General features: G+C 64.0%; 17 protein-coding genes. 8 read left to right on the top strand and 9 right to left on the bottom strand.

The window, feature by feature from the left end:
- Positions 1 to 45 precede the first annotated feature (45 nt).
- From OVA12_RS09165 to OVA12_RS09145, 5 genes are all read right to left on the bottom strand, one after another.
- Positions 46 to 990, bottom strand: coding sequence for an ABC transporter substrate-binding protein (locus OVA12_RS09165; protein WP_268136496.1), 945 nt, complete (start codon positions 988 to 990; stop codon positions 46 to 48).
- A gap of 59 nt (positions 991 to 1,049) precedes the next feature.
- On the bottom strand, positions 1,050 to 2,066 hold the full coding sequence (locus OVA12_RS09160) for an ABC transporter permease (protein WP_268136494.1): 1,017 nt from the start codon (positions 2,064 to 2,066) through the stop codon (positions 1,050 to 1,052).
- Entirely contained in the window at positions 2,063 to 3,595 is a 1,533-nt protein-coding gene (locus OVA12_RS09155) for a sugar ABC transporter ATP-binding protein (protein ID WP_268136492.1), read from the bottom strand. Before OVA12_RS09155 ends, OVA12_RS09160 begins: the two co-directional genes overlap by 4 nt.
- Positions 3,588 to 4,466 carry an amidohydrolase family protein gene (locus OVA12_RS09150; RefSeq protein WP_268136490.1) on the bottom strand — a complete coding sequence of 293 codons (879 nt, stop codon included), beginning with the start codon at positions 4,464 to 4,466 and terminating at the stop codon, positions 3,588 to 3,590. Before OVA12_RS09150 ends, OVA12_RS09155 begins: the two co-directional genes overlap by 8 nt.
- A gap of 61 nt (positions 4,467 to 4,527) precedes the next feature.
- Positions 4,528 to 5,280, bottom strand: a complete 753-nt coding sequence (locus OVA12_RS09145; protein ID WP_268136488.1) for an SDR family oxidoreductase — start codon at positions 5,278 to 5,280, stop codon at positions 4,528 to 4,530.
- Positions 5,281 to 5,536: 256 nt separating this feature from the next.
- Between OVA12_RS09145 and OVA12_RS09140 the strand changes: the two genes are divergently transcribed.
- Positions 5,537 to 6,301, top strand: coding sequence for an IclR family transcriptional regulator (locus OVA12_RS09140; RefSeq protein WP_268136486.1), 765 nt, complete (start codon positions 5,537 to 5,539; stop codon positions 6,299 to 6,301).
- A gap of 64 nt (positions 6,302 to 6,365) precedes the next feature.
- Here the strand turns inward: OVA12_RS09140 and OVA12_RS09135 are convergent, their stop codons facing one another.
- From OVA12_RS09135 to OVA12_RS09120, 4 genes are all read right to left on the bottom strand, one after another.
- A complete protein-coding gene (locus tag OVA12_RS09135) occupies positions 6,366 to 6,800 on the bottom strand; it encodes an RbsD/FucU family protein (RefSeq protein WP_268136485.1) in 435 nt (144 codons plus the stop codon).
- 109 nt (positions 6,801 to 6,909) lie between these two features.
- On the bottom strand, positions 6,910 to 7,368 hold the full coding sequence (locus OVA12_RS09130) for a MarR family winged helix-turn-helix transcriptional regulator (protein ID WP_268136483.1): 459 nt from the start codon (positions 7,366 to 7,368) through the stop codon (positions 6,910 to 6,912).
- 68 nt (positions 7,369 to 7,436) lie between these two features.
- Positions 7,437 to 8,597 carry a Gfo/Idh/MocA family protein gene (locus OVA12_RS09125; protein ID WP_268136481.1) on the bottom strand — a complete coding sequence of 387 codons (1,161 nt, stop codon included), beginning with the start codon at positions 8,595 to 8,597 and terminating at the stop codon, positions 7,437 to 7,439.
- A 13-nt stretch (positions 8,598 to 8,610) separates the two neighbouring features.
- Entirely contained in the window at positions 8,611 to 9,315 is a 705-nt protein-coding gene (locus OVA12_RS09120; RefSeq protein ID WP_268136479.1) for a GntR family transcriptional regulator, read from the bottom strand.
- Between the two features lie 135 nt (positions 9,316 to 9,450).
- On the opposite strand from OVA12_RS09120, the gene OVA12_RS09115 reads away from it, so the two are divergent.
- From OVA12_RS09115 to OVA12_RS09085, 7 genes are all read left to right on the top strand, one after another.
- On the top strand, positions 9,451 to 10,608 hold the full coding sequence (locus OVA12_RS09115; protein WP_268136477.1) for an LLM class flavin-dependent oxidoreductase: 1,158 nt from the start codon (positions 9,451 to 9,453) through the stop codon (positions 10,606 to 10,608).
- Positions 10,608 to 11,501 carry an aldo/keto reductase gene (locus OVA12_RS09110; protein ID WP_268136475.1) on the top strand — a complete coding sequence of 298 codons (894 nt, stop codon included), beginning with the start codon at positions 10,608 to 10,610 and terminating at the stop codon, positions 11,499 to 11,501. Before OVA12_RS09115 ends, OVA12_RS09110 begins: the two co-directional genes overlap by 1 nt.
- Positions 11,501 to 12,028: a flavin reductase family protein gene (locus OVA12_RS09105; protein WP_268136473.1), complete on the top strand. Its 528-nt coding sequence runs from the start codon at positions 11,501 to 11,503 to the stop codon at positions 12,026 to 12,028. The genes OVA12_RS09110 and OVA12_RS09105 overlap by 1 nt, the downstream gene beginning before the upstream one ends.
- A 54-nt stretch (positions 12,029 to 12,082) precedes the next feature.
- The gene (locus tag OVA12_RS09100) at positions 12,083 to 12,673 is read left to right on the top strand and encodes a TRAP transporter small permease (RefSeq protein WP_268136471.1); all 591 of its coding nucleotides are present in this window, start codon (positions 12,083 to 12,085) and stop codon (positions 12,671 to 12,673) included.
- On the top strand, positions 12,673 to 13,962 hold the full coding sequence (locus OVA12_RS09095; RefSeq protein WP_268136469.1) for a TRAP transporter large permease: 1,290 nt from the start codon (positions 12,673 to 12,675) through the stop codon (positions 13,960 to 13,962). Before OVA12_RS09100 ends, OVA12_RS09095 begins: the two co-directional genes overlap by 1 nt.
- A gap of 27 nt (positions 13,963 to 13,989) precedes the next feature.
- Complete coding sequence (locus OVA12_RS09090) at positions 13,990 to 15,045, top strand: TRAP transporter substrate-binding protein (protein ID WP_268136467.1); 1,056 nt, start codon at positions 13,990 to 13,992, stop codon at positions 15,043 to 15,045.
- Between the two features lie 81 nt (positions 15,046 to 15,126).
- On the top strand, positions 15,127 to 16,215 hold the full coding sequence (locus OVA12_RS09085; RefSeq protein ID WP_268136465.1) for a YeiH family protein: 1,089 nt from the start codon (positions 15,127 to 15,129) through the stop codon (positions 16,213 to 16,215).
- The last annotated feature ends 236 nt before the right edge of the window (positions 16,216 to 16,451 follow it).

Raw genomic sequence — 16,451 nt, 5'->3', positions numbered from 1 at the left:
TGGAAGGAATGCGGGGCCAGACGCGCGCCCGGCCCCGCATCTGGATCAGTCGTAGAGGACAGCCGCGATTTCCGGGCTGTCGATGTTGGACTTGTCGTAGAAGTAGAAACCGGTATCGATGGTCGGGACGATTGGCTCGCCCTTGGCTGCCATCACGGCGGCCTTCACGGTCTCATAGCCGATGCCGACCGGGTTCTGCGTGATCGCGCCGGCCATCAGTCCATCGCGGATCGCCTGCTTCTGCGCTGCGCCCGAGTCGTAGCCGATGATGACAACCTTCTTGCCGCTTTCGCGTGCACCGTTGGCCACACCGATTGCGGAACCCTCGTTCGACCCGAAGATGCCCTTCAGGTTCGGGTGAGCCTGCAGCAGCGTCTTGGTGATCTCGGTCGACTTCAGATGATCGCCGCCGCCGTATTCGATGGCCACGATCTGGATCTTGGGCTTGTTGGCAGCGATCCACTCGACAAAACCGTCGCGGCGATCAACGCCGGTGCGGCTCGTTTGGTCATGGACGACCAGCGCGACCTCGCCTTCATCCCCGATGAGCGCTGCCATCTTCTCGGCGGCAAGCGCAGCGGCAGCCTTGTTGTCAGTGGCGGCGGTGGCGGCCGGAATGTCGCTGTCGACGCCCGAGTCAAACGCGATCACCGGGATCTTGGCAGCTTCCGCCTGCTTCAGCAGCGGGATCGCTGCCTGGCTGTCCAGCGCGGCGAAACCGATGGCGGCCGGCTTCTTGGCGAGGGCTGCAGACAGCATGTCGATCTGGCGGTCGACCATGGTCTCGTTGTCCGGGCCTTCAAAGGTCACCTCGACGCCGAACTCCGCGGCGGCCTTGTCGGCACCGGCCTTCACGGCCTGCCAGAACTGGTGCTGGAAGCCCTTGGACACCAGCGGGATGTACATCTTGTCCTGGGCCAGGGAAAAGCCTGTGCTGGCCAGCAGGGCTGCGGCACTCAGCGTGCCAAGGATCATGCGACGGGTAATCATGCTTTCCTCCACTCAAGTTGATGGGTTCAACGGGCCATTCGGCCTTCTTGTGGTTGGGTTCAGCCGCGTTGGCGGCGAAGCTGGTCGGCGTAGACGGCCAGGATGATGATCGCGCCGGTGACGACGGTCTGCCATTCGGGGGCGACGGACAGGATGCGCAGGCCGTTGGTCAGCACGGACATGATCAGGGCACCGATCAGGGTGCCGAGCACCGTGCCCCGGCCACCAGCAAGGGACGTTCCCCCGATGACGACCGCCGCAATCGCGTCAAGCTCGTAGCCAAGGCCGAGCGCGGGCTGGGCCGAGTTGAGGCGGGACGAGATCAGGATCCCGGCGATGCCGCAGATGCCACCGGCGAGCGCATAGACGGCCATCTTCCAGGCATTGGTGTTGACGCCGGACAGGCGCACGGCTTCCTCATTGGAACCAAGCGCATAGGTGTATCGGCCGAGAACCGTGCGCGAGAGCACGAAGGCCATGGCGAGAGCGACGAGGAACAGCACCAGCACACCATTGGGCACCGGAAGCGCAGGAATGACCAGGCCGATCAGCGATCCTTGCGAGATCTCGGTATAGCCCGGGGTGTCATTGAAATAGATCGGCTTGGCCCCGGTGATGATCAGCGACAGGCCCTTGAGGACCAGCATCATCCCGAGCGTTGCGATGAAGGGCGGGATCTTCATGCGCGCAACGAACGTCCCCGAGGCCAAGCCCACCAGCGCACCGGCCCCAATGGCGGCCAGCAGCCCAAGCGGCAACGGCAGACCGCCCCATGTGAGCACCACGCCGGCAACGACCGCGCAGAAAGTCATCAGCGTGCCGATGGACAGGTCGATCCCGCCCGTCAGGATCACGGCCGTTGCGGCAACGGCGAGCACCCCGTTGACCGAAGTTGCCTGCAGGATCGCCATGATGTTGGAGACCTGGAAGAAGTTGGGCGAGGCCAATGAGAAGCCGATCACCAGCGCGATCAGGCTGGCAAAGGCCAGAAGCTTTTGCTGGGCACCGCCGGCAAGGCGCGCTCCGCTGGAGAGCTGCGATGCCGTGCTGGCGGTCTTGTCTGTGGTCGCGTTCACGCGGTTTCCTCCTGACGCGTGGCCTGCCGCAGACCGCTGCGGTCGGTGGCAAGCTGCATGATCTGTTCCTGGGTGGTGTCTGCCCCGCCGGGCAGGAAGCCGGTCAGCTGGCCCTCGCACATCACCGCGATGCGGTGCGACACGCGCAGCACCTCTGGCAGTTCAGACGAGATGACGATGATCGCCTTTCCGTCGGCCGCCAGATCGGCAAGGAGCCTGTAGATTTCCGACTTGGCCCCGATGTCGATGCCGCGGGTCGGTTCGTCGAAGATCAGGATGTCGCAATCGCGCAGCAGCCACTTGGCAATGACCACCTTCTGCTGGTTGCCGCCGGACAGGAGCCTGACCTCCTGGTGTTCGGATGGCGTCCGGATGCCAAGGCGGGCAATGAAATCCCGCGCGACCCGGTGCATGCGACCATCGTCCAGCCGGCCAACGCCGTTGGCAAACGCCGGCAAGCTGGCAAGAGCGATGTTGTCGGCGACGTTCATGCCGAGAGCCAGACCGAAATGCTTGCGGTCTTCCGACAGGTAGCCGATGCCGGCCTTGACCGCATCGGCAGGCGAGCGGATGTCAGCCTTGTGCCCACGCACCAGGATGTCGCCGCTCTCGCGCGGATCAGCTCCAAAGATGGCACGGGCAACCTCCGTGCGCCCCGCCCCCATCAGGCCGGCAAAACCGAGGATCTCGCCCTTCCGGAGCGAGAAACTGACAGTGCGGATCTCCCGTCCCCGGTTGAGGTCGATCACCTCAAGCGCGGTTTCTGCCCTTGTCAGATCCGGGACAACGACGGCCTCGTCACTCAAGGCGCGGCCAACCATCATCTCGATGATGCGGCTGATCGGCGTGTCTTGCGCCTCGACGGTTCCCACATACTCCCCGTCGCGCATTACCGTGACGCGGTCGGAGATGCGCTTGATTTCGTCCATCTTGTGGCTGATGTAGACGATGCCGACGCCTTCGGACTTCAGTTTCTCGATCATGGCGAAGAGTTCGCCGATCTCGCCATCCGTCAGCGCCGCCGTCGGCTCGTCCATGATCAGCACCTTCGAGCGGGCTGACAGGGCCTTCGCGATCTCGACCATCTGCTGGCGGGCGATCGACAGGCCGTCGACTGGCCGGCGCGGATCGATGTCGATGTTGAGCGCCGCAAACAGCTCGCGCGCCTCACGGTTCTGCCGCGCTTCATCGATGCGGCCAAAGGACAGGCGCGGTTCCCGGCCGATGAAAATGTTCTGGGCCACCGTCAGGTCCTTCATCAGGGCAAGTTCCTGATGGATGATGCCGATGCCATGATCTTGTGCCGCCCGGGGGGAGCCGAACATCACCTCACGGCCTTCAACGAGGATGCGGCCACTGTCCGGCTGGTAGACCCCTGACAGGATCTTCATTAGCGTCGACTTGCCCGCGCCATTCTCGCCCATGAGGGCGTGCACTTCGCCGGCCCGAAGATCAAAGCCGACGCCCTTCAGCGCATGCACGCCGGGAAAGCGCTTCTCGATCCGCTCCATGTTGACGAGATCACGCATGGCTTCCTCCCTGCAGAACGCCGGGCTCAAGCCCATAAAACCGCGCAGCGGTTCCTCCCAGCACCTCATCCCTGTCTTCGTCCGACATCCCTTCGAGCAACCGATCCGTCACCTCTTCCCAGAAGGCGTGACTGGCCGCGAGCGTGACGACAGGCCAGTCCGAGCCCCACATCAGGCGGCGGGGCCCGAACCACGCCAGCAACTGGTCAACGACCGGCTGCAGCGTCTCAAGGGCGAGCGCCGGGCTCGAAAGCCGGCTCGGGCACATCTCGGTCAGGAGACCTGACAGCTTGCAGTGAATGCGCTCATCCCGCGCCAGATCGGCCATGTTTTCGGACCAGTCCTGCGCGATCGCGTTGACCAGATCCGGCTTGGCAGCATGATCGATCACCAGGGGCAACTCCGGATAACGGGCTGCAAAGCGCCTCAATGCGGGCAAATGCTGCGCCTTCACCAGCGCATCAAAGCGCAGACCAAGCGCTTGCAGGGCCAGGATCGCCTCGGATGCCGGCGCCGTGTTGATCCAGTCCAGGTCCGGGATGTCCTGCAGCATCGGGCGCACGCCCTTGAAGCGCGGATTGCGGGCGAGAGCAGCCAGACGGTCAGCGGCCTGCGGCTCGGTCAGATCAACCCAGCCGACGACCCCGGCGATCTGCGGCGCAGTTTGCGCCAGTCCGAGCAGGAAATGCGTTTCCGCCTCGCTTGGCGCGGCCTGGACCAGCACGACACGCCGGCCAGAATTGAGCGCCGCCAGCTCGGTCGGCAGGAACTCGCGCCGGAGCGGATCCAGTTCAGGTCCGCCAGTTTCGAGCCAGCCGTAGTCACCTCGCGCCGGCTGCCAGAAATGGCAATGTGCGTCTATCCGTTCCATCAGCGGCCTCCCGTCCGCGTCGTGGGATCTGGTGCAAGAGGCCGGTCTGGCCGCACTGCTCTCAGATCGTCACGCCGCCATCGACGGAAACCGCCTGTCCGGTGACAAACCGGCTTTCATCGCTGAGCAGATAGACAATCAACGGCGTGATGTCGTCGACCGTGGCCAGACGCCCCATGGGCTGGCGGGCGATGAAGTCCTTCTCCGCCTGAACCGGATCGGCGGCCGATGCAATGCGCCCGCGCAGCGACGGCGTATCGACAGTGCCCGGGCAAAGCGCGTTGCAGCGAATGCCCTGCTTCACGAAATCGGCAGCAACCGCCTTGGTGAGACCAATGACAGCCGCCTTGGTCGCACCATAGGCCGTGCGGTTGATGAAGCCTTTGATGGATGAAGCCATCGACGACATGTTGAGGATCGACGCGGTGCCGGAGATCTCGGCCCGCTTCAACATGCCGGGCAGGAATGCGCGGGTCATGCGCACCATCGAGGTGACATTGACATCAAGCGCCTGCTGCCACTGCGCATCGGTCAGATCCAGGATCGTGCCGTGATGAACCATGCCGGCGCAATTGAACAGGCCGTCGATCTCGCCAAGCTCGGCAGCCAACGCTGCAATGGCAGCAGCATCAGTCACATCCAGCGCCAGTGTCTCGATGCCGGTAAGGCCGGTCAGCAGGCTGGCGTCGCGGTCGGTCGCGATGACCCGCGCCCCTTCGCTTGCCAGAACCAGAGCCGCCGCGCGGCCCATGCCCTGCCCTGCGGCCGTAATCAGCACGGTCTTGCCTGCAAGGCGCTTGCCGCTTTGCTGCATCGTCTTCCTCCCATGAGCAACACGTTCCACGCATTCAGTGGTCCGTGTTTTTCCATCCCTATCGTTCCGCTGACGAACGGTGTTGCCGTTGCGGACTGTTTATATACGAATATTCTATTCATAAATGAACCAACATGCAAGTCTGTCGTCTCGCGATTTGACAAGCCGCCGGTCCTCGCGCACACCCCATTGGGATTGCAGGCAAAACGCAGCACGATGGGTAAGGGCGCGGCAGGCCGGCTCCTGGAGAACGGGCATGAGTGATGTGGATGTGAGCGGTGATCGCTACCGGGCCCCGGCGCTGGACAAGGGGCTCGACATTCTCGAGCTGCTGTCAGAACAGCCGAGCGGCCTGACACGGGCGGAGATCGTCAAGGCGATGGGGCGCAGCCCCTCCGAGATCTACCGTATGCTCGAACGGCTGGTGGCGCGCGACTATGTCGTGCGGTCCTCTGGCGGCGACCGCTACTTCCTGTCGATGAAGCTGTTTGTCCTGGCCAACCGGCATCCGCCGCTGCGCCGGCTGGTCGCGCAGGCGACGCCCAAGCTCGACGTATTCAGCCGCGACAGCCGGCAGTCCTGCCATCTGGTGGTGCCGGAACGGGCTGCCGCAGTTGTGGTCGCCCAGGCGAGCCCGATGGACAGTTGGGAGTTCCGCGTGCGCGTCGGCGCAAGGCTGGATCTGCTGGATACAGGCTCCGGACATGCCCTGCTTGCCTTCCAGAGCCCTGAACGGCGGGCCGAGACGCTCGGCTCGTTGTCTGACCCGGATGCCCACAAGCGCCTCGCCGCGATGACTGCCGAACTCGACCAGGTCAGGGCCGCCGGCTTCCGCATCGGTGACAGCGGTCAGTTACTGGGCGTGCGGGATATTTCCGTTCCAGTGCTCGACCCCAATGGCGACGCCATCGCTGTCCTCACCTGCCCCTATCTCGGCCGGCCGGCTGGCGAAGCCTGCGACACCATCGAGGAGGCGCTCGCCAGGCTGCAGGGCGTTGCGCGGGAACTGTCGCTGAGCTGAACAGGACAGCGGCGGTCGGGAGCCGATCGTCCCCGCCGCTGTTTTCTGCGCGCACGGGCCGCGTTCAGCCGAAAATGACGCCCTTGCGGATGACGAAATTGCCATAGGGGCGAAGTTCGCTGGTGAGAACAATCGCATAGGCCTTCTTCGCCCGCTCATAGAAGGCAAAGCGTTCAAGCGAGCCCATGTCCGCCTTTTCCGCGGCAAACAGCGGCTGCGCCTCGGCCACGACGGGCGGCACGGCAACCGGATCGTCCACCACCTGCATCGTCAGGACGGGTTCGGTGCCGAAGGTGTCGACTGGCAGAAGCGTCAGGATGGCCTCGACCGCTCGGACCGCAGAACAGTCAATCCGCAACGACCGGCCATGAACGCTGTGCCGTGCCACGGAATCAGCCGGAAAATTGGCATCAACCACGACAATCTCGTCGCCATGCCCCATGGCCGCCAGAACCATCAGCAATTCCGCGCTGATCAGCGGATCGATTCCCTTGAGCATTTTAAATCCTCCCGTGCCCGGCACCCGTCCGGGGGCCGCTTCGGCGCCGAGAGTAATGCCCGCGTCCTCGTTGTAAATGGCAAGCCGAAGGGTCAGGCACCCGCAGTGGTCAGAAATCGGCGAGCGCCGTGCTTTCACCCTGCATCAGCAGATCGATTGCTTGCATCAGGGCCGCATATTGCTCCTGAGACAGCTTGCCGGTGAAGTGCTCCACCACCGCATCGATCGGCGCCCGCGCTTCGGCAACAATGCGCGCTCCCTCGCGGCTGAGACAGATCTCGACCGCGCGGCCATCGCCCGTGACAGGGGCGTGCCGCTCGACGAGGCCGCGGGCCTCCAGCGTGCGCAGCAAGCGCGAGATGGTCGGCCGGGTTACGCCGACATAGTCGGCAAGGTCGGAGGGCATGCGCAGCCCCTCCTCCCCCACGCCGGTCAGAACGCACCACATCAGGCGCGTCAGACCATAGGGGGCAAGCACGGCTTCGATCCGAACCTGAATGACCCGCGACAAGCGCGAGACACGGTACCCGAGCCTGTGATGCAGTCGGTAGGGGCTGCGTGGTTCCATGTCGCCTCGGCTCCGGTGGCGGCGGCCGGACTCATTCCGCCCGCCGCCAGCCAGAAATGCAGCACGGCTCATGCGCGAGCGGCAAGCGCGGCATGAGCCGCAGCAGCATAACCGCTGCGGGACGACGGCGCATAGCTGCGGGTGGCCAGTTCGACAGCCTGCCCGGTCTGTGCCGATTCCTGTGCCGCCAGCCCCATGGCAACGGCCCACCATCCATCGGACAGCGCCACTTCGACATGACCGAGGCCGAGAACGGCCTTCTGGAACCGCTGATGCTGGTAGAACGTCGACCCGTTGTGATCACCGGCCTCCAGCAGCGCCGGATCCACCGGGATCTCGACCATGCGCGGCCCCTTTGGATCGCGCGGCGAGACAATCACCTGGGCAATCGGAGGCTCGCCAAGATGTTCGGGCCAGAACCGGCCGGGACCGGGCACCAGACACTCGATCTTGCCCGTCGGGCCGACAGCCGAGATCTCTTCCTGATAGCGCGACCCTTCAGCAAACATGCAAAGTTCGAGCATCGCGCGGGCGCCGGATGCAAAGTCGACAATCACATAGGCATTGTCCCAGATATCGGAACGCTCGCCGCCGTAGACTTCGTCCAGATGATTGACCGTCTGCCCACCCGACGCCATCACGCGGACCGGATCCGACTTCAGGATGTGGCGCATCAGGTCGAAGAAGTGGCAGCACTTCTCCACCAGCGTGCCCCCGGTGTTGCGGTTGAGACGGTTCCAGTCGCCGACCTTTTCGAGGAAGGGAAAGCGATGCTCGCGGATCGACAGCATCTTGATGCCGCCAGTTGCGGCCTCGGCTTCCTCGATCATGCGCGCCACGGGCGGCATGTAGCGATACTCCATCGCGACCCATATCGGCGCGGGATAGGCCGCACGCAGGGCTGCAAGGCGCGGTGCATCTTCCGGCGCCGTAAACAGCGGCTTCTCGACCAGCACCGGCAATGGCCGCATCGACGCAATCGCCTCAAGCTGGGCCAGATGCAGATAGTTGGGGCTGGCGATGAGAAGGCAATTCACCTCGGCCACATCGAGCAGATCCGCGATCGAATCGACCATCTTCGCACCGGGCACGGCCTCGGCGGCCAGCGCACGCATGCCGGCATCCGGCTCATAGATGGCCGCGACGCCGGTGTCCGGCAGGAGAGCGATGTTGCGCAGGTGTTCCTGCCCCATCATGCCGCAGCCGATGATTCCGTAATTCAGCTTCACCTGAAGAGTTCCCCTATTTGAGACGGGCCACGTAGCGGGCCACGTTGTGATCGAACCAGGTGCGGGAGACTTCCGCCCGCGTTCCGTCCTGGGCCTGGCTGATTCGAAGGATGTGCGGCACCGGAGCGCCGACCGGCTTGCCAAACAGCGCCGGGGCAAAATCCGGCACGTGGTCGAGACCGACCTGATCCTCTGCCCGGGTGATCCACAGGCCCAGGCGGGTCCGGTAGTAGAGGTAGAGCGATTCCGAGAGATCCTCTGGCTCGATACTCTCGACATACGAGCCGTCGAGCCAGATTTCCTCGACCGCCGCTACCTGGCCAGACAGCCGGCGCAGACGGCGAATGCGGTGCCCCTCGCCGGCCTTGCCGAAGGCAGGCAAATAGTCGGGCTTGGGCAGACGCTCGACAGACAGCACCTCGGCGGTCGGCAGACCGCCACCGGCGAGCAGCTCAAGCCGGAACATCGCGTAAAGGCTCTTCGGGTCGCTGACGGCCTTGATGTAGTTGCCCGATCCCTGGATGCGCTCAAGCAGTCCACGCGCCTGCAGCTCTGCCAGCGCCTTGCGCAAGGTGCCAACGGCAATCCCCATTTCCTGCGCCATGTCGCGCTCTGGCGACAGGCGTTCACCATCAATGAGACGCCCGGCCGCGATGTCACGAACCAGCAGTTCGGTCACCTGGAGATAGATCGGAAGACTGCCCTTTGGCTGATTCATCGCTCTGATTTCACGTCGCTTTTGCCAGAGGACTGCGGCAGGTCCGCGCAGCCCACAAAAAATTGATACACTATTGATTTACATCAAGGCGGGTGATACGCAAGAAGAAAGTTCGACGCCGATGGGGGAATTTCGATGACCGTGGTGCCCGTCACATCTGCTGATCTCGACGCCAGTGAGGTGTCCTGGTTTGCAGCGCTGTGCTCTGATGACTATGAATACCTCGGCGTTCCGGACGGCCGCCTGCGGTCCAGCTTCGAGCATTGTTCCTCGATCGTGCGGAAGGCAGAAAGCCTCGGCTTTCGCAACATCCTGTGCCCGTCGTCCTACCAGGTCGGCCAGGATACGCTGAGTTTCGTCGCCGGCTGCGCGCCGATCACCGACCGCATCAACATGCTGGCCGCAATCCGCTGCGGCGAGATGCAGCCGATCATGCTGGCGCGGACCGTCGCGACCCTCGACCATATGCTGAAAGGCCGGCTGACGCTCAACGTCATCAGCTCAGACTTCCCCGGCGAGGTCGCAGACAGCGCCTACCGCTACAAGCGCAGCCACGAGGTCGTGGAAATCCTGCGACAGGCCTGGACGCGTGACACCATCGACTACGATGGCGAGGTCTACCAGTTCAAGGGCGTAACGACGGATCCGGCGCGGCCCTACCAGCAGAACGGTGGCCCCCTGCTCTATTTCGGCGGCTATTCGCCCGACGCGCTGGAACTCTGCGGCGCACAATGCGACGTCTATCTGATGTGGCCGGAGACCAAGGACCAGCTCGCCGCCCGCATGAAGGCTGTGCATGAGCGCGCCGCCGCCCATGGCCGCACCCTCGACTACGGTTTGCGCGTGCACATGATCGTCCGCGACACGGAAGCCGAAGCGCGCGAGTATGCCGAGCATCTCGTCTCCAAGCTGGACGATGAATACGGCAAGCTGATCCGCGACCGCGCCCACGATTCCATCTCGCTTGGCGTCGCCCACCAGGCCCGCGCCCGCGAACTGGCCGACCAGTTTGGCTACATCGAACCGAACCTGTGGACCGGGATTGGCCGGGCCCGTTCAGGCTGCGGCGCAGCCCTCGTCGGGTCAACCGACCAGATCCTGAGCCAGATCGAGGAATACCGGAAGATGGGCATCCGTGCCTTCATCTTCTCCGGCTACCCGCATCTCGACGAGGCCGACCACTTCGGGACCAAGGTCCTGCCCCACCTCAAGACCTGCTCGCTGCCGCATGCCTATGGCCGCGTGCCGAACGAGACCCCGGCGACACCGCTGGGCGCTGGAGACCGCCGCTGATGGACCGCATTTCGCTTAGCCCCGATCTCAGCTTCAGCCGCATTGTCTACGGCATGTGGCGGATCGGCGATGACGCAGACACATCCCCGGCCCATGTGCAGGCCAAGGTCGAGGCCTGTCTCGCCCAGGGCATCACCACGATGGACCAGGCCGACATCTATGGCGGCTACACGGCAGAAGCCATTCTCGGGGCGGCACTCAAGTCTGCCCCCACGCTTCGCGACCGGATCGAGCTGGTGACCAAATGCGACATCGTCGCCCCGGTCGGCCGCCATTCTGCCGCGCGGGTCAAGCACTACGACACCAGTGCAGCGCATATCACCGCGTCGGCCGAGATGTCCTTGCGCGAGATGGCGACGGACCGGATCGACCTGCTGCTGATCCATCGCCCGGATCCGCTGATGGACGCTGAAGACACTGGCCGCGCCCTCGATGCGCTCGTCGCGTCCGGCAAGGTGCGCAGTGTTGGCGTATCGAATTTCCGGCCTTGGGATTTCTCGCTGCTGCAGTCGGCGATGAGCACACGGCTCGTCACCAACCAGATCGAGATCAGCCTGACAGAGCCGGCCCCCTTCACAAATGGGGATCTCGCCTATCTGCAGGAACGTAAGGTTCCGGTGATGGCGTGGTCGCCGCTGGGCGGCGGCAGCCTGTTCTCCGGCGCCAATGCACCGCTGCTGGCCGCACTGGAGCGTATCGCAGCCGACTATGAGGTCGACGTGACGGCCGTCGCGGTCGCCTGGCTGCTGCGGCATCCGGCACAGATCATTCCGGTCATGGGCACCAATCGCCTCGACCGGATCGCCCGCTTCCATGAAGCGATGAAGGTCGTCATGGACCGCCAGACCTGGTTCGAACTCTACACGCTGGCGATCGGAAAAGAGGTGCCGTGATGATGGCTGCAAATGACAGACACGCCCATGGCGAAACCCTGTTCAGCCCTGATGCCAGCAACGCTAGGGCGTTCCGCTCGGCGCTGGGGAGCTTCACGACGGGCGTGACCGTGGTCACGGCCATGGGCGCAGAAGGTCCGATGGGCATGACGGTGAACAGCTTTACCTCCGTGTCCCTCGACCCGCCGCTGGTGCTTTGGTCGCCCGCCAAGAGCTCGTCGAAACACGACGCCTTCGCCGCCGTCGATCATTACGCGATCCACGTGCTGAGCGCAGAGCAGGACGGCCTCAGCGCCTGCTTCACCCGCGGCGGCACCGCCTTCGAGGGCCTGGAATGGCAGCTCAATGCCGAAGGTGCGCCGGTCATCCCCGGCACCCTGTCGCGGTTCGAATGCCGCCGCTTTGCCCTGCATGACGCAGGTGACCATTCGCTGATCATCGGCCGGGTGCTGCGCGTCGCGCACCGCGAGGGTGATCCGCTCTGCTTCTCGCGCGGCATGTACGGGCATTTCGCGCGCAAGGCCTGAGAATTTGTTTGGCACGGACCCGGGAGGAGAACCGGTCCGTGGAGGAGGAAAGACATGGGAGTGCTTTTGGCGGCCGCCAGACTGCTCGGCCAGGCCAATGCCGCAGCGCTTGCGCTGGGGCGATGGCTGGGCGCGATCTGCGTCGGGGCAATGGTCGTGATCATCCTGGTGCAGGTAGTCTACCGCTATGGATTGCAGAACGCGCTGTCCTGGACCGAGGAAGCCTCACGTTTCCTGATGCTCTGGATGACCGGCCTGATGGCACCGACCGCGTTCCGGCGCGGCGGTTTTGTCGGCATCGACATGCTGGTCATGCTGATGCCGCGCGTTATGGCCGCACTGCTCTCGCTGGTGCTCCTGATCCTGACGGCGATCATTCTCTGGGTCGGCATGCGCATCGGCTGGGCGGAAGTCACCGGAATTGGAGGGCGATTTGCCCTGCCCTCGGTCTCGGTCCCTGTTTCTTTCGACCTGTCGCAATGGATGAGCATCCCGCGCGGCTGGATGATGGCCTCGCTCGCCGTTGGCATGACCGCCATGTTCATCGTCAATATCGAACTGATCCTGCGCAGCCTTATTGCACTCCTGGGACGCGGCCGCGACCTGCAGCCGATTGCCATGGCAACCTCGCTGGGAGCTGAATGATGCTGACCCTGTTCCTGCCGCTGTTCCTTGTCTTCCTGCTGCTTGGCTTGCCAATCGTCTTTGGCCTCGTCGCCGCCCCCGGGATCCTGCTTTGGCTGAACGGTCAGGAGCGCGACATCGTCCTGCTCTACCGCAACGTCTACAATGGCATGGACAGCTTCCCGCTGATGGCGATCCCGTTCTTCATGCTCGCGGGCGAGCTGATGAACCGGGCTGGCATCACGCTGCGGCTGGTCGAGTTTGCGCAGGCCATGATCGGCCATCTGCGCGGCGGCCTTGCGCATGTGAACATCCTGTCCTCGATGCTGTTTGCCGGCCTGTCGGGCTCCGCCGTGGCGGATGTCTCGGCCCTCGGCTCAATGTTGATCCCGGCGATGGAAAAGCAGGGCTACACCCGCCGCTTTGCCGCAGCCGTCACCGCCGCCTCCTCGATCATCGGCCCAATCATCCCGCCGTCCGGCATCATGATCATCTATGCCTATGTGATGGGCGAGAGCGTCGCCGCGCTGTTCCTCGCCGGCATTGTTCCGGGCATTCTCATCGGCCTTGCGCTGATGGGCATTGTCTGGTGGGTCGCCGACAAGGAGAACCTGCCGCTGGCCACGCGCCGCGCCAGCTGGGGTGAGCGGGGCCAGGCGAGCCTCAAGGCCTTCTGGCCGCTCCTGACCCCCGTCATCATCATGGGCGGCATTCTCGGCGGCATCTTCACGCCGACCGAAGCGTCCGCAATCGCCGTCGGCTATGCCTTCTTCATCGGGCTGTTCGTGCTGCGCACGCTGAAGCTGAACGAAATCCCGGATGTCCTGACCCGCGCGGGCATGACATCGGCGGTCGTCCTGCTGCTCGTCGGCGCCGCCATGGCGTTCAAGACCGTGGCCAGCCTGTCGCATACGCCGGAAATGCTGGCCGACATCATCCTCGGGCTCAGCGAGAACCCGCTGGTGCTGCTGTTCCTGATCAACATCCTGTTGTTCATCGTCGGCATGTTCCTGGATGCCGGCCCGGCCATCATCATCCTTGGCCCGATCCTCGGTCCGATCTTTACCCAGATGGGCGTCGATTCCGTCCATTTCGCCATCATCATGGCGGTGAACCTGACGGTCGGCCTGCTGACCCCACCCATGGGCCTGGTGCTGTTTGTCACCTCGTCCGTCTCGGGCCTTCGCGTCGAGACAATCGCCCGCGCGACATTGCCGTTCCTGGCTGCGGAAATCGCCGTGATCTTCCTGATCACCTATTTCCCGGCCCTTTGCCTCACGATCCCGCGCCTTGCCGGATTTGTGGACTGACTTCAGACGAAAGGGAGGACTGAAGGAATGTTGAAGACCATGCTGAAGACCGTGCTTCTGGCCAGCACGCTGTGCGTCGCCGGAATGGCCCATGCCGCAGACATCACCCTGCGCGCCACGGCCAACTCGAACGAAAACGATGAGGACTATGACGGCCTGATCGTGTTCAAGAACTACATCGAGAATGCCTCGAACGGTGCCATCGCGGTGGAACTGTTCGTGGGCACGCAGCTCTGCGCCACCGGGGAGGAGTGCCTGCAGGGCGTGGCTGACGGATCAATCGACGTCTACATCTCGACGTCGGGTGGCGCTGCTGGCCTGTTCCCCTACATCCAGGTTCTGGATCTGCCGTATCTGATGAGTGATGACCGGGTGGCTGAAGAAGTGCTGTCCGGTAACTTCACCCGCGAGCTGCGCGCCAAGGCTCTCGCCGACAGCGACAACAAGATCCGCCTGATGACCATCGGCAACACCGGTGGCTGGCGCAACTACGCCAACACGAAGAAGACGGTGAAGACGCCGGATGACCTGAAAGGTCTGAAGATGCGCACCGTTCCGGCCGCCCTGCCTCAGCAGGTCGCGACCTCCGTCGGCGCGGCTCCGACGCCGATTCCGTGGCCGGAACTCTTCACCTCGCTGCAGACAGGCGTGGTCGAAGGCACCGCCAACGGCATCACCGATATCATGTCGATGAAGTTCCCGGACGCTGGCCTCAAGTACCTGACCCTCGACGGGCACAGCTACATGGGCGCGTTCTGGTGGATGTCCAACGACCGCTTCCAGAGCCTCACCCCGGCCCAGAAGCAGATCGTCGTCGATGGCTTTGCCGCCCTGCAGCAGGCAACCTTCGCCTCGCCGAAGCGCAAGGAAATCGCCGCCTACCAGAACTTCATCAAGGCTGGCGGTGAAGTCTATGTGCCGACGACCGAGGAAAAGGCCGCCTTCAAGGGAGCCGTTGCACCAGTGTTCGACTGGTTCAAGGGCAATGTGAAGGATGGCGGCGAGATCTTCGCCAAGTTCCAGGCGGCCGTTGCCGAAGCTGAAGCGAAGGTTGCAGCTGAACGCGCTGCCGATCTGAACTAATGTGCTCATGGAGGTGGCGCACTGCGCCGCCTCCCCCTTCCTGCCGCTCGTCAAGAGCCCATCCTTGACCGAAAGTCCGTGATGACCGCGCCCGATCCGGCCAATGGCGAGGCTCCAACCCCGCCAGCCGCCTCCTCTGCCCAGAACGATCCGATCACGTCAGCCGCCTTCTGGCGCATCCGCTTTCCGGGCCTGTCGATCTCCATCCTGATCGCGCTTGCCTCCGCCTTCCTGTCGGATCATTACGGCGCGCCGGCCATGCTGCTGGCCATCCTGATCGGGCTTGCCCTGCACTTTCTGGCCGAAGACCCGCGCATGGGGCCGGGGCTGGAATTCGCTGCCAAGGCGTTGCTGCGCGCAGGCATTGCGTTGCTGGGCCTGCGCATCAGCCTGACCATGTTCGCCGACCTCGGCCTGCCGATGCTTGGTGTCCTTGTCGCGGCCGTGGTCCTGACCATCGGCTTCGGCATTCTCGCTGCACGGCTGACCGGCCATTCCGCTTCCTTCGGCACCCTTACCGGAGGTGCTGTCGCGATCTGTGGCGCCTCGGCAGCCATGGCCATCGCAGCCGTGCTGCCACGGCGCAATCCGCAGGACGCGGAGCGCGACATGGTCTTTGCCGTCTTCGGCGTGACGATGCTGTCGACCCTTGCGATGATCGGCTATCCGATCCTTGCCTCAGCGCTGGATCTGGGTCCGGCGATCACTGGCGTCTTCCTCGGCGCAACAATCCATGACGTTGCCCAGGTGGTCGGTGCCGGTTTCTCTGTGTCGCAGGAGACTGGCGACATGGCGGTGCTGGTCAAGCTGATCCGGGTTACCCTGCTGGCACCCGTGGTCCTGGTCATCGCCCTCGCCTATCGGCGCGGCGGCAGCATCGAGGGTTCGGCTCGCCCGCCGCTGCTGCCGAGTTTCGTCATCGTCTTTCTCGCGCTGGTGGCCGTCAACTCAGTCGTGACCATTCCGCCCGTCGTTGCCGAGGCCGCCAACGCGACATCCCGCTGGGCACTGCTGGCCGCCATTGCCGCCGTTGGCGTCAAGACATCCCTGCCGAATGTGCTGAAGGTTGGTCGCAAGGCCATCGCGCTGCTGATCGCCGAAACAGTCTTTCTCGCGGTCCTGATCCTGATCGCTGTCGAAGTTCTCCCGCTGGCTCGACTGGATCAATGAAAAATCCCCGGTTCGCACAGGGCCCAGACTGGTGACAGAGCCGTCACTTCTCCGTCGTCATTCCGGACGAAGCGAAGCGCAGATCCGGAACCGGAGAGCCACCGTCTCTCCGACATCAACTCATGGGATATTGATGCCTCGGCTCGCCGGTCCCGGCTCGGCGCTGCGCTTGGCCGGGATGACGGCGGTGAGGTGGAGGTTTTCACCAAGCAAAACGGCCCGGTTTGCACCGGGCC

This window comes from Pannonibacter sp. SL95 (assembly GCF_026672425.1).
GTDB lineage: Bacteria > Pseudomonadota > Alphaproteobacteria > Rhizobiales > Stappiaceae > Pannonibacter.
This window is presented reverse-complemented; position numbering and strand designations above follow the sequence as displayed.

Bases quoted from the DNA above. Each gene is read 5' to 3' on its own strand.
- OVA12_RS09165 (WP_268136496.1), bottom strand. From the start codon at position 990: ATGATTACCCGTCGCATGATCCTTGGCACGCTGAGTGCCGCAGCCCTG.
- OVA12_RS09155 (WP_268136492.1), bottom strand. From the start codon at position 3,595: ATGCGTGATCTCGTCAACATGGAGCGGATCGAGAAGCGCTTTCCCGGC.
- OVA12_RS09150 (WP_268136490.1), bottom strand. From the start codon at position 4,466: ATGGAACGGATAGACGCACATTGCCATTTCTGGCAGCCGGCGCGAGGT.
- OVA12_RS09145 (WP_268136488.1), bottom strand. From the start codon at position 5,280: ATGCAGCAAAGCGGCAAGCGCCTTGCAGGCAAGACCGTGCTGATTACG.
- OVA12_RS09140 (WP_268136486.1), top strand. From the start codon at position 5,537: ATGAGTGATGTGGATGTGAGCGGTGATCGCTACCGGGCCCCGGCGCTG.
- OVA12_RS09135 (WP_268136485.1), bottom strand. From the start codon at position 6,800: ATGCTCAAGGGAATCGATCCGCTGATCAGCGCGGAATTGCTGATGGTT.
- OVA12_RS09130 (WP_268136483.1), bottom strand. From the start codon at position 7,368: ATGGAACCACGCAGCCCCTACCGACTGCATCACAGGCTCGGGTACCGT.
- OVA12_RS09120 (WP_268136479.1), bottom strand. From the start codon at position 9,315: ATGAATCAGCCAAAGGGCAGTCTTCCGATCTATCTCCAGGTGACCGAA.
- OVA12_RS09115 (WP_268136477.1), top strand. From the start codon at position 9,451: ATGACCGTGGTGCCCGTCACATCTGCTGATCTCGACGCCAGTGAGGTG.
- OVA12_RS09110 (WP_268136475.1), top strand. From the start codon at position 10,608: ATGGACCGCATTTCGCTTAGCCCCGATCTCAGCTTCAGCCGCATTGTC.
- OVA12_RS09105 (WP_268136473.1), top strand. From the start codon at position 11,501: ATGATGGCTGCAAATGACAGACACGCCCATGGCGAAACCCTGTTCAGC.
- OVA12_RS09100 (WP_268136471.1), top strand. From the start codon at position 12,083: ATGGGAGTGCTTTTGGCGGCCGCCAGACTGCTCGGCCAGGCCAATGCC.
- OVA12_RS09095 (WP_268136469.1), top strand. From the start codon at position 12,673: ATGCTGACCCTGTTCCTGCCGCTGTTCCTTGTCTTCCTGCTGCTTGGC.
- OVA12_RS09090 (WP_268136467.1), top strand. From the start codon at position 13,990: ATGTTGAAGACCATGCTGAAGACCGTGCTTCTGGCCAGCACGCTGTGC.
- OVA12_RS09085 (WP_268136465.1), top strand. From the start codon at position 15,127: ATGACCGCGCCCGATCCGGCCAATGGCGAGGCTCCAACCCCGCCAGCC.